Consider the following 13,193-nt stretch of genomic DNA (forward strand, 5'->3'; position numbering starts at 1 on the left):
TCCTGCTCCTTCAGCATCGCGATGATCTGCTCTTCCGTGAACCTCGATCGCTTCATCGTCCGTCTCCTGGTTGGGGCGGACTCTACCCGAAACTGGAGGAAGAAACGGGTCTCAGGTCACCTGATTTCAAAGCCTCTGGCTGTTGTGAAGATCAGGAGGCTATGGATTTGTGCCGGTGAGCCAATGCCGGGCTGTCCGTGATCGTATAGTCGAAGCGCTCAAAGTCTCTCCGGTAAAGGTTTTGGATTATTTCGAGGTCCGTGTCGGAAATCCGTACGTTCCCTCGCGAACTTTTTCGTTTCGTCGGAACGGACTCAGGCTTTGGCGCGCCTGTGAGATCTGCGACCCTTTCTATTGGCTGCGCTAAGCCATCTTCCAATTTGAAGACATCCAAATTCTCAGTGATGAAGTCGACTTGGGGGCGGATATGGTTGTCATAAATGTACTTGTTGCGTTCGTAGCGTTCCAAGGTGGTGGTTAACCATTCGGAGAAGGTCGTGCCGACGGGTAGCCCCTTCTGTCGCATCCTGAATTCACTAACGATGCGATCGACCGGATGTCTGCAAACAGCGAAAGCATAATCGTAGAAAGAGCTATCAACAAAGTTTGTGTATATGTCTGCGTGCATATGTTGTGGCGTACACTTGGAGTACCCATACGTTTTATTGTGAATAAGTGCCTCTTTCGCCCCCATTTCTCTGAAAACCGCCTCAAGGCTTGTTCCGCCTGTCTTGGGAATGTGCACAAAGAACAGGATCATGCTTTCGAAACGGTAAAGTCCCATGCGCGGGATGCTCCATATTGAATGGCGGTGGTCGCGACTTGTATTGTGGACGCGCTTTTGGAGCAAGCCGCGCTTGAAAGGAACTCGGGTTCGTGGAGTGCGCTGGCAAGGTAGTTTGCTCAGTATAGGCGAAATTTTTCATTTAAGGCATTGAAAAATAGCCGCAAGATTTGCACCGCCCGTGACCGCTGCCGTATGTGATTGGCCGCGCCCGAAGCTGGCGGGCAGCAGGTCCGCGGGTAGAATTCATGTGCGCGGCCGGGGACTTGTAGCCTATCGTGCTGTATCTTCGTTGGATATTGCAGTGAGCTAGTCCCCATCTGCTGGACAGAATTGGTGTGATTATGGCTACTGTCCGCTCATGCTGGTCTGTTTCAATCTGGTTAAAGTAGACCGCGGCAGGCGGTTGTCCGCCAAGGGCGGCATGGGGGTGCTGGTAGTTGTGGTAGGTGGTCCACCGGCCAATCCCGACCTAGGCCTGTGTGCCGTTCTCCCACGCATGCAGATAGACACACTCATACTTCAGATGGCGCCCAAAACATTCGATGAAGATATTGTCGAGGCAGCGCCTCTTGTCGTCTATGGAGATCCGAGTGCCGATCCGTTTCATCCGATTGGTTGAGGCAAAGTACGTGAACTGTGAGCTACTATCTGTGTCCATAAACCCGGGTGGGCCGAAGCGCTGGACCTCCTCGTTCAGGGCCTCGCCGCAGAAATCCACCTCCAGTGTGTTTGAGATGCGACAGGCCAGGACCTTGCCAGTAAGCCAATCCGTGACCCTGCTCGGATAGTGTAAGCCTCGCCGCATCGGCTGGTAGGGGAAATCGGCGCACCAGAGATGGCTGGGCGACCTTCCCGCAGCCCGCCTAGCAGGTTGGGGTAGGTCTTGCGCCCTTTGGCAGGATTGCTGGTGTTCGGCTTTTGATGGATCGACAGCAAGCGGCATTGCGCTACCGACCGACAGCGCTGGGTACGAGCGCACGATCATTCCGCACCTCAATTGCCAATCCAGGGCTCGGGCTTTCGTGCCGAAAAAACTTTGCGACGGCATTGGCGGGTTCTCTCGGACCGGTGGTGTACTCTGGCGAAATTCATACGATCCTGGTGTCCAGCGACCGCGCTGTCTCCTCGTCGATCTTGGCCTTCTTCAGTGATGCCTTTGGTGCATCCCGTGTTGTTCGTGCCAACTGCTTTTCGAGCATAACGAGGCGGAATCGCAACGTGGCATTCAGCTTCCGGATGACGCATTGCACCGACGATGCAGTTTAGTTAGTGCTCACGATGTTGAGGATGATCAGATGAATATCAGCTTTATTATACCCTGGATATCGAAGAGCCGAGGTGGAACCGAGAAAGTAGGTTCGATGATGGCCAATGCCGCTGTCGCGCATGGTCACACTGTAACGGTTTTCACGTACGACGATAGCAGGGGGGAGCCGCAGTGGCCATTGAGCCCGGAGATTGCGTTCCGCTACCTTCCAGAAAAGATGTCTAAGAAGAATGAGCTTCCGTGTTTACTGGAGGTATCGCAGTCCGCACCGGATCTGATCGTCGCGTTGGATATGAACCGGCGGTTCTTTAACGCGGTGTATATTGGCTATAGGTTGGGTGTTCCAGTTGTTGTCTCGGAGCATGCGGATCCTAAGTGGACCGCGATCCATCAGACATTCGCTCCTGAAGAACGCATAGCTGTATTTTCTGGGGCAACGCGCATCCACCTTTTGCTGAACGATTTGAGACGGACCCTGCCTGATTTTCTTCAGGAGAGAATTTGTGTGGTTCCGAATGGTGTGGAGCCTGCGCAGAGCATAGCCGATACCAAAGGCTCAGAAGATCGCCGAATGACAATAATAGCGGTTGGTCGCTTTGTGGCGCGGAAGAACACAGCGGGATTAGTCCATGCGTTCTCTTCACTGGCTTCCCGCTATGCGAACTGGGACCTTCGACTTGTTGGTTACGGACCAGAGGAAAGGCAGCTCAAGGAGTTGGTTGATGGACTTGGTCTGTCAGAGCGTGTGATTTTTACCGGCAAGAGCAACGATCCCTATGAACATTACAGCGAGGCGCAGATATTTGCATCTGCATCGCGAGCCGAAGTTTTCCCGATGAATGTCCTCGAAGCTATGGCTCATGGGCTTCCGATCGTTGCTTTCGACGGAGCCGTTGGGCGAACCCAGGCACTGGTGCACGGTCAATCCGGGATGATTTTCGGTGATGCGGAGCACCAGCTGTCTCTTACTGAGTGTCTTGATAGTCTTATGGCTGATGCCTCTTTGCGCTTGCGGCTTGGGAAATCGGCTCATGATAGGTACAACGACCATTACCATCCGGACAGGATCTCTCAGCAGTGGATGGCAATGTTTGAGGAAGCACTCACAGCTGGACCTGCAGCGATGAATCCTTCGCCTGAAGCAGTCGCTCAGGTGCGGCTGAAGAACTTGCTGCAGGCTGGGAGCGGAGCTTTATGAACAAAATGAACACGCGCGTCGGTGCCACTGAACAACGTCGATGGACGCCAGAGGCGTACGCACGTTTCCTCGAGTATCTCGAGCAGCGGCAGAATGCACCTTTCGAGAATGTAAGTCCTCGCGCCCGCGTCCTTGGCCTGCTCGATCAGGAAATTGGTATCGGCTATATTGGAGGAAATCTTGCCGAAGGATTCCCACGCAACCTTGGTATGGTCTTTCCCCGGCTCGTTCCCTTCAACGACACTTCTCGCTTCGAACAGACAAGGACGCGGCTGATAACCGGATCGGTCTTCTCTAGCGAGAAACATTCGCATCCCGGCGCCGTGGCGCACTTTGCAGATCCGACCTCACCGGAAAGAGAAGCCTTCTTTATAGAGATGGCCTTCGTTGCGGCGACCGAGAGTTGGTCTCATGGATTTCATGACGCGAACGGGACAAATGCCTGCTTAGGATATGTCTACGATGACATGTCTTTCTACTTTATGAAGGACTATCCGAACCGGCTTATCCGTTATTTGAATCGGTTCCAGGATCTCGATGCTCTCCAGGCGCTACGAGCGCGGGGCGTAATCGACAGGATCGTGAGCGAGCGTATTTCGAAATACAATGCGCAGCCGCTCCGTGTCCCCGTGATGGGGGAAGGGTATTCACGAAGGGTGCTGGTTTGTGATCAAACCTTCGCCGATGCTTCAGTTCTGTACGGTGGGCTGGATGAACGCCGCTTCGAGGATATGCTTCTGTCAGCGGTCACCGAAAACCCCGATGCTGAAATACTCGTAAAGGTGCACCCTGACACCGCGTGGGAACCAGACAAGCGAAAGGGCTATTTTACGCATCTGGAGAACAGTGATCGAGTTCGGATCCTGCGAGAGCCTCTCAACCCCCACAGCCTGTTCGAACTTGTCGACACGGTTTATGTTGGTTCGAGCCAAATGGGTTTCGAAGCACTGCTTGCCGGAAAGAAAGTGGTATGCTTTGGAGCACCGTTCTATGCCGGCTGGGGTTTGACCGACGATCGGATGCCGGTTCCGCACCGGGAGCGGAGCAGAACGCTGGAAGAGGTTTTCCACGCATTCTACATCTGGTATTCAATTTATCACCGTCCGGACATGCCAGCTCCGTGCGAAATCGAGGATGTGATCGATTTCGTCGTCGAAAATCGTCCAGTATCCTTGCCTCTACAGATTTGCACCGAGGAAACTGCTCCGAAGGTATCGGTGGTCTTGCCTGTGTTCGGTGTAGAGAGGGTACTAGAAGTATGCCTAGCTTCAATACAGAAGCAGACGCTTCGTGATATTGAAATCATTACTGTTAACGATTGTAGTCCGGACAACAGCCAAGAGATCATCGATCGGTTTGCTGCCGAAGATCCGCGTTTCCGTCCAATCGTACTTGATAAGAATGTTGGCCAAGGCTTTGCCAGGAACCACGGGATAGATGCCGCTCGCGGTGAGTTCGTGTGGTTCCTCGATTCCGATGACTACTTTGCTTCGCCCGATCATCTCGAAACAGTCTACAGAATTGCTGTTGAAAATCAGAGCGATATGGTTAGGGGCAAAAAGATGTTTGAGCGCGTCGAAGACGCGCAAGGGCGTCTGGTGCGGCGGCGAGCTGACGACACGGAGCGTCATTTCGTGGACTCGGTCGGGGATACATCGTTCTCCGATGCACCTAACCTTCTACACAACCGACATTTTTGGACATGGCTGTATCGAAGGGAGTTTCTGAACCGCCACGAGATCCGCTTCATAAATACTCAATGGGAAGAGCGGCCCTTCCTGCTGAAGGCGCTCTTGAAGGCGGAGCATATCGCGATATCGCAGAGCGAGGCCATGGTTTACCGCGTCCGGCCGAATTCGACCGCGCGCCGGACCAAGGGTCAGCGTGATTTTGATTTGCAGATTCGAAATTTTCAAGAGGTCGCGAATCTACTCGAAGAATCTAACGCATTCGAACGTAATAGTCCTCTGCGCAAGCATATGGAGTTCATATTTTCCCAGTACACCCATTATCAGTTCTTCGGGTTTTGCTATAAGAGCGTGATGTCTGGGGCGGTCAATGTTGGATTGAACGAGTATATTTCTTTGATCAGGGATATCTTTGTTCGTGCTGATTTTCTGCCTGATGACTTTAATTTTGGACCGGAGCAACTGTCGCGAGACCATGTCAGGGCTGGTGCTTACCCATTACTTGTTGCGGCGATCAGGGCTGGAAAGGCAGAAATGATTGACGCGGCACTTGAACTCCGACCTGTGTCCCAAAAGAAGCTTTACAGTGAATATCTGTCAAGCCCGGAAAACGACGGTCAAGCGGAGTGGCAACGAGCTCTGAACCAATATGCACTTAATGAGCGAGTCGGTTTGGTCCAATCGTCTGGGCTCAAGCCTACCGGACGCCCAAGGGTAATTTTGCACATCGGCAGTACGAAGACCGGAAGCACATACCTGCAAAATCTGATGGAGCGGAACCGGCCAGACCTATTGCGGCGAGGTATCTGGTTCCCGGAAATCGGCCTTTTTTGGCAGCCCGACCGGCCACACAAGCGAGCGGGGCATTCGAAGTTTACTCGCGCGGCAGCCGGTCGCGACAAAGAATTGAGGGATAAGTTCGAAGCCGGACTTAGTATGCTCGGTGACAGCATTCATACGGTCGTTCTGTCAAGCGAGGCGTTCTTTCTGAACCGTAGGTCATCGTTGATCGCTGGTTGGCTTTCCGAATACGACTTGGAAGTAGTTGTTTATCTTCGCCAACAAGACGTTTGGGCAAACTCCCAGTACTGTGAGTTTGTTGCGGGAGGAGCGGTAAACCGGGTTGATGTTGAGCCCGAAGAGTGGCTAATGCGCCGCGAAACACAGTCGCTTCTGGACTATGCAGGGCTTCTTGAGCATTGGGCGGATGCTGTAGGGAGAGATCGCATAGTCGTTCGCCCTTATGAGCGCTCAGCCCTGGTCAATGGAGACATCGTCGCCGATTTCGCGGAGGCTGCCAAGCTTCCGGAGTTGCGTGATCTACCGCCGCTTTCTTTGCGCGAGAGGAATGAGGCGTCGCTTTCTGCAGGCGCCGTTAAGATTCTGCGTCGGTTCAATACTTTGCCGTACCAAGATGCGGACGCGTATTTCCGTTTTGTTGAGGAAGCGACGCAAGGCTTGGTCAATCTTGATAAGCAGCGGGGTCGCGTGCAGCGTGGTGCGCCTGACATGTTCGGGCCAAAGCTTCGTACCCGAATTCGCGAGAGTGTCGCAGAGGGTAATCGGCGGATTGCAGAAACCTACCTCGGCCGCGAGGATGGTGTATTGTTTCGCGAGCCACCCGCAGAACTGATCGTCGACGAAGAGCCGGTAGAAGAGCTAGGTTTCCAAACCGTCCTAGATGCTTACAGCCGTAATGCGCCGCGCCTAGATCAGAACGACGGCGAAAAGCAGAGGGTCCCAAGCGTAGAGTACGCAGATCGAAGTTCTGCCCGTTTTGCAAATGGCAGTGGGTTGGATATTCTTGAGAACCTCTACCTTCGGCCCCGGGCACGAAGAAGCGGCAACGGTTTCATACGGGTTTCTCCCGGGAAAGCGCGCCGGGTGCTGGCTGGGCCGTACTTTGTGCTCGATCCGGGGCAATACAGCCTTGAGATGATTTTTTCGGCCGACCACGGACCGATTTCGGGCCTTCTGCGGAAGACGCCATATTGGCTTCGGCTGCGTGTAATTTGCGATGGCGGGAATACTACACTTGGTGAGGTTGACAGCGAGTTGAGTGTGCGAGGAGGCACGAAGGTCGTGCTCGGATTCGAATTGCCAAGCAGTGCCGGCAGGAAAGACGTGGAGGTCGTCGTTTCCGCTTATCAGAAGGCTACGTTCTCAATCCTCGGAGCCCGGATCAGACCGAACTGATGGCTGTTTTCAATTACACTCCAAACACCATATGGCGATACCCGCGGTTTGGTTCTCGCCCCGTGAAGATGTAATGCGATCGGTGCTGCCGCCCATGGCTGCTGTGCCCGGCAAATTCAACGAGGCAACGCTTGGGCGGCGTCGATTCATTGAGTTGCTCGAAAGTGTGCGACGAGGTGACGTTCCGCCGAGCGCCTCAGCTATCGCCGCGCGCTTATCTGCTTTACCTCTCGTCACGAATATCGAAGCGAGCATCGCGGATCACGGGTATCACCGGAACCTGCAGAACGTCTTCGCGAACCTTTCCACATTTGATACCGGCGGTTGGTGTGCCCGGCAACACGGACTGATCTACGGAAGTGTCGCGCCGGGCGCGGTTGGTCGTTCGATGACGACAAAGTTTCTTTCTACTATGCCGACGGGGGGCGAGTTCGCTTTCGTTGAAACCGGACTGATAGCTTCAACGAAGGGCTGGGCCGGCGGTGAGGGGGCTGAAAAGGTCGAAAACGCCTGTGTCGGGTACATGCTCGACGATCGGTCTCACTACTTCATGGCGGACTATCCCAGCCGGATGATCCGGGATCTGAACGGGCTTGGCGAGCTTACCTTGCCGGAGCGCAGGCGAGCGCTCAATCTGCGCGACAGGATCGTTGAACTCGCGATTACCAAGTATAATCACCAGCCGCGTCGCAAGCTGTCACTGGGCCGAAGGGGACGGCGCAAGGTACTCGTCTGTGATCAAGCAGGGGGTGATGCGTCCATCCTCTTTGGAAGAGCGACGCCCGAAAGTTTCACGCGGATGCTTTCGGCTGCAATTGCGGAACACCCGGAAGCGGAAATCTACGTCAAGATTCATCCGGACAGCATTGCCAATTCGACCCGTTACAAACCGCACTTCGCAGCTGAAGATCTGGCGCATCCCAACGTTACGGTCCTGAGGGAAGAGGCCAACCCGATCGACCTGCTCCGCGCGGTGGACCAGGTCTATGTCTGCTCGAGCCAGATCGGTTTCGAAGCGCTGCTGGCCGGGCGACAGGTGACAGTGTTTGGGGCTCCGTTCTACGCCGGGTGGGGGCTCACCGACGACCGCCTGACGATCCCGCACCGTTCACGGCGCCGAAGTCTTGCAGATCTCGTTTATGCGGCTTTGATCCGTTGGGCGATCTATGCCCTTCCGGGATCCGATGGCCGGGTAGAGGTCGAGGATGCGGTGGAATACCTCAGGGAGCAACGAGACAAGGGGACCGTTTGGAAGGCTAAACCTCGTCGCGAAGATGCGCATCTTGGATCCGGCCCCGCATCTGCCGACAAGCTTTCGACGATGCTCCGGTGGATGAGTGCAAAGGGTGAACGCGTCGTGACAGACGATGTCTCCCCGGGAGCCACACGCCTGTTCAGGGCGGGTGCCGGTTGGGAAGTAGCGATGTCGGATCTTGCAGACATTGCTCCCGGAGTGACGGTGTCATTTGACGAGCCGGCGTACAGTCCGCCGATCGTGTATCGGGTCCGCCGTGAGGAGACTGGCACTTCCGCCGCGCCGGCTCCGCTTCATTTCGAATGCGGTAGCTTCTCCACGGCTCCACGCTGGTCGCAGATCGACTTTACCTTGGATATTGAATTCTTCCGCAGAAACATGCCGGGGCCGCTGCATGTATTCTTTGTCGGGTCCGCTTCCGAGGCTGTGACGCTCTTCACTGGGGTGTATAGGGACGATGCCAGTGGCGACAGGCGCATTCTCTACGAGAAGCCGCTGATCTTCGGTGTGCACCCGAGAGTGTTCAAGTTCTCGGTATATCTCAGCGACGCAGTCCTCGGAACGGCTGTAAACCTGCAATATTTCCTCGGGCTACCGACCGGTGCAGGTCAACGCTTGTCATTCGGACCGCTATTCATGGTGCGCTAGTCCGTTAACTGCACTCAGGAAAGGCTCATTCTGGGAGACAGGGCGTGCGAAGAGACCTTGAGATCCAGAATGCCGGGCAGGCCGGACGCACGGGCATCTGCGAAAGCATCTGCGAACTCATCGTCCCCGCAGACGGTTACACCGAAGCCGCCGTGGGCGCGGGCGAGGGCGGCGAAGTCCGGATTGCCCATGTTGGTGCCTGACACACGTCCCGGGTACGTGCGTTCCTGGTGCATGCGGATCGTGCCGTAGATGCCGTTGTTCGATACCAGTACGATCACCGCTGCGCCCTGTTCACAGGCGGTTGCGAACTCCTGCGAGACCATCTGGAAGCAGCCGTCGCCCGCCAGGCAGATCGCATCTCGGTTCGGATGGCGCAACTTGGCGGCAATCGCCGCCGGAAGACCGTAGCCCATCGAACCGGACGTCGGTGCAAGCTGGGTGCGGAAATCCCGGTAGCGGTAGTAGCGGTGAAGCCAGGCGGAATAGTTGCCAGCTCCGTTCGTCAGGATCGCATCGTCCGGGAGCACCTGGTTCAGATGGGCGATCACCCGTTCCATCTTCAGGCTGCCCGGAGTTTCCTGGGGCTGTTGCCACGCTTCGTAGTCGGCGCGGGCCGCGCGCACCTGCGCGGTTCGGTCGGCTGAGGGAGTCCAGCGTCGTTCGGCGAGCTGCTGAACCACGATGCCTGCCCGGGCCGCGACGGGTAGAGTAGTGTAATACACCCGCCCCAGTTCCGACGGATCCGGGTGGACGTGGATCAGGGATTGCGCGGCGACCGGCGGTTCCAACAGGGTGTATCCGCTGGTGGTGATCTCTCCCAGCCGTGCGCCCAGCGCAAGGATCACATCGGCATTGCGTACCCGGTCTGCCAGGGCCGGATTGATGCCGATGCCGACATCTCCGGCGTAGTTCGGATGGCGATTGTCGAGAAAGTCCTGACAGCGGAAGGAAGCGCCGACCGGGATTTGTGCGGCTTCGGCGAACTCGCCGAGGGCACGGGCGGCCTCGGGGGACCAGCCGCTGCCGCCGACGATGACGAAAGGGCGCGCGGCTTGGTCGAGGCGCGCCAGGATTGCGTCGAGATCGCGCTCGGCAGCCGCACCCGAGGGGATCACGGCCGCCGGGACGGCAGCCCCTTCTGCCGGACCCGAGAGCATGTCCTCGGGGAGCGCCAGGACAACTGGGCCGGGACGTCCGGATTGCGCGACGTGAAAGGCCTGGCTGACGTATTCGGGGATCCGGTCGGCGCGGTCGATCTCGGCGACCCATTTGGCGAGCGGGCCGAACATCGCGCGGTAATCGACCTCCTGGAACGCCTCGCGGTCGCGCTGGTCGCTGGCGACCTGACCGACGAACAGGATCATCGGCGTCGAGTCCTGCATCGCGACGTGTACGCCGGAAGAGGCGTTGGTCGCGCCGGGGCCGCGGGTCACGAAGGCGACGCCCGGGCGTCCGGTCAGCTTGCCGTCGGCCTCTGCCATCATCGCCGCGCCGCCTTCCTGGCGGGCGACCACGGTCTGAATGCCGGAATCGAGCAGACCGTCCAGCGCGGCAAGGTAGCTTTCGCCGGGGATACAGAAAACCCGATCCGTGCCCTGCGCCTTCAGGCATTCGACAAGAAGCTGACCACCGTGCTTCCGGACAGGGTTGGACATGGTGCCTCCGCGATTGCAGCTAATTTCATGCCGGCCAAACAGCCGTGCTTGATCTTGAGCATGTGTCCGGCGGGTATACAACCGCCGACACGCCGGCGCGGCATCCTGTGCGCTTGTTTCCGGGGGGCGGCAGCTTAGGATCGGCAGGCCAGCGCACGATCCAGGAACCGGAAGGTTGCACCGCCCATGAACGTACAGCTTCTGACGCTGCGCTCGCTTTTTACCTCGGTCGGGTCGATCCATTTCGCCACCGCGGCGTTGGGAACGCTCGTCGCGCTGCGCGTCTCGGATGTCGGCGGCAGCCAGGAGGCGGCGTCGCTGGTCGCCTCGTCGTATTCGCTGGGTTTCCTGATCGGCTGCTTCTTCATCGGCGGCCCGCTACTACGTATTGGACACATCCGCGCCTTCGCTGCGGCGGCGGCACTTTGCACCATGGCGACGCTCAGCCTGACCCTGTCGGACAGCATCGGCGCGATGCTGCTCGCGCGCTTCGTCACCGGCCTTGCGACGGCCGGGCTCTATGCAATCGGGGATGCGTGGATCAACGATACCGCCGGGCCGGAGGTGCGTGGCCGGACGCTGGCGATCTACTCCGTGGTCCTTGGTGTCGCGTCGATCGCAAGCCAGTTCGGCGTGGCCGCTGTCGTTCACCTGGAACGGTCGTTCGTTCTGACGACGATGTTCTTCAGCCTTGCGATCGTTGTGCTGACCTCGACACGCACCGCGCCACCGGCTTCGGCGACCAAGGCGGTCGTGCGGATCAAGGCGACATTGCGCGAGTCGCCGACGGCTGTCACCGGGGCGTTCATCAACGGCATGGTAGTCACCCTACTTCTGAACGTGTTTCCGTTCCGAATGTCGGAGCTCGGGATCGGGACCGCGACTATCGCGCTGGTGATCGGCGCGGTTTACGTGGGACGCGTGCTGTTCCAGATCCCGCTCGGGCGCGCGTCCGACCGTATCGACAGGCGGCTGGTGATCCTCGCAGTGACGCTGGTCTGCGGGGCCACGCTGGTAGTGCTGGCCTTCCTCGCTTCGGGCCGGACACCGGACCCCGAGGCGCCCTTCCAAGAGGTTCCGATGTGGTTGGTGCTTGGGCTGATGGTGATCCTGGGTGGCGCGGTGCTGACGCTCTATTCGCTGCTTACGGCTCATGCGATGGACCGCACGGTGCCGGTCTATGTGGCCTCGACCGCTGTGACGCTGCTATTCGTGTATACCCTCGGCGGCGTGATGGGGCCGCTGTTGGCCGGTGCGACTTCGGCCGTTTTCGGAGACCGTTCGACCACATGGTTCATGGCGGTCGTGACATTGGCACATGCAGTCTTCGCCTTCTACCAGATGCGCCATCGCGACGCGCCCGAGCAGGCAGAGCGCGCCCGGCATGTCCCGGGCGGTGCCACCAGTGTCGAGATGACACCCGTCTCGAAGCGCTAGAGCGCCGCGGCCCGGTGCTCCGCGCGCATGGCCTCGCCGCTTTGCCGGACGGACTCGGCGATCTGCTCCAACCGGTCGGCGAGCGGACTGGACTTGCGCCAGATCATGCCGATTGTCCGTTCCGGCTCGGGATCCTGAAAGCGCGCGACTGAAACCGCGGCCGAGCGCGTCTCGACCGGAACGGCCATTTCCGGGATCAGTGTCAGGCCGATCCCTGCGCCGACCATCTGCACAAGCGTCGACAGGGAACTCGCATCCAGCACCTCGCGCGGGCGACTGGATTGCAGGTTGCAGAAGCTCAACGCCTGGTCGCGGAAGCAATGGCCCTCCTCGAGCAGGAGCAGCCGCATCTCGCGCAGCGCCTCGACATTCGGGACCGGGCGCTCGGCGTCGGAGAGCGGGCGGATCATCACGAAGGTCTCGGAGAACAGCGGCACTTCGGTGAAGGCGGGCTCGGAGACGGGGAGGGCGACGATGGCTGCGTCGAGTCGACCGTCCGCCAACTCGTCGATCAGCCGCAAGGTCACAGTCTCGCGCACCCGAATATCGAGGCCCGCGTAGAGCCGTGACAGGTCGCCGATGATCCGGGGTAGCAGGTAGGGCGCGACCGTCGGGATCACACCAAGCCGGAATGGGCCGACCAGCCCCTCGCGCGAGGCGTCGGCGAGATCGCCCAGCTCCTCGACCGCGCGCAGCACATCGCGGACACGGGTGGCGAACTCCTCGCCGAAACCGGTCAGCCGGACCTGCCGCGCGCTTCGTTCAAAAAGCGCGGTGCCCAGCTGATCGTCGAGCTCGCGGATCTGCATCGAGAGGGCTGGCTGCGAGATGGCACAGGCATCGGCGGCCCGCCCGAAATGGCCATGCCGAGCCAGCGCCTCGAAATAGCGGATCTGTTTGAATGTCAGATTCTTCATAAGCGCAGCTTATCGCGGTGATTAGGAAATTCAACTTAGCTTGATGGGTCTGGTTTGGTACGGTTCTAAAACAGGATTCGGGGGAGACGCCAAAACCGTGTCGGACCCGTCTGTGCGCCGAGCAAGATTAGGCTTGGTGGCC

Annotated in this window: 7 protein-coding genes; 4 read left to right on the forward strand and 3 right to left on the reverse strand. The window is 58.2% G+C overall.

Annotated elements, in window-relative coordinates; translation table 11 throughout:
• Nucleotides 1-151: 151 nt before the first annotated feature.
• Nucleotides 152-784, reverse strand: a complete 633-nt coding sequence (locus ACW9UR_RS11795) for a sulfotransferase family 2 domain-containing protein (protein WP_458917188.1) — start codon at nt 782-784, stop codon at nt 152-154.
• Between the two features lie 1,298 nt (nt 785-2,082).
• Between ACW9UR_RS11795 and ACW9UR_RS11800 the strand changes: the two genes are divergently transcribed.
• From ACW9UR_RS11800 to ACW9UR_RS11810, 3 genes are all read left to right on the forward strand, one after another.
• Nucleotides 2,083-3,252, forward strand: a complete 1,170-nt coding sequence (locus tag ACW9UR_RS11800) for a glycosyltransferase (protein ID WP_458917189.1) — start codon at nt 2,083-2,085, stop codon at nt 3,250-3,252.
• Complete coding sequence (locus ACW9UR_RS11805; protein WP_458917190.1) at nt 3,249-7,136, forward strand: capsular polysaccharide export protein, LipB/KpsS family; 3,888 nt, start codon at nt 3,249-3,251, stop codon at nt 7,134-7,136. Before ACW9UR_RS11800 ends, ACW9UR_RS11805 begins: the two co-directional genes overlap by 4 nt.
• Nucleotides 7,137-7,209: 73 nt before the next feature.
• A complete protein-coding gene (locus ACW9UR_RS11810) occupies nt 7,210-9,039 on the forward strand; it encodes a capsular polysaccharide export protein, LipB/KpsS family (RefSeq protein WP_458917191.1) in 1,830 nt (609 codons plus the stop codon).
• 14 nt (nt 9,040-9,053) lie between these two features.
• Here the strand turns inward: ACW9UR_RS11810 and ACW9UR_RS11815 are convergent, their stop codons facing one another.
• Nucleotides 9,054-10,697 (reverse strand): thiamine pyrophosphate-binding protein, encoded by a 1,644-nt coding sequence (locus tag ACW9UR_RS11815; protein ID WP_458917192.1) that lies wholly within the window; start codon nt 10,695-10,697, stop codon nt 9,054-9,056.
• A 186-nt stretch (nt 10,698-10,883) separates the two neighbouring features.
• On the opposite strand from ACW9UR_RS11815, the gene ACW9UR_RS11820 reads away from it, so the two are divergent.
• The gene (locus ACW9UR_RS11820) at nt 10,884-12,134 is read left to right on the forward strand and encodes an MFS transporter (RefSeq protein WP_458917193.1); all 1,251 of its coding nucleotides are present in this window, start codon (nt 10,884-10,886) and stop codon (nt 12,132-12,134) included.
• Here ACW9UR_RS11820 and ACW9UR_RS11825 read toward each other — a convergent pair.
• Nucleotides 12,131-13,051 carry a LysR substrate-binding domain-containing protein gene (locus tag ACW9UR_RS11825; RefSeq protein WP_458917194.1) on the reverse strand — a complete coding sequence of 307 codons (921 nt, stop codon included), beginning with the start codon at nt 13,049-13,051 and terminating at the stop codon, nt 12,131-12,133. The genes ACW9UR_RS11820 and ACW9UR_RS11825 overlap by 4 nt on opposite strands.
• Nucleotides 13,052-13,193 lie beyond the last annotated feature (142 nt).

It is taken from the genome of Halovulum sp. GXIMD14794 (genome assembly GCF_054457455.1).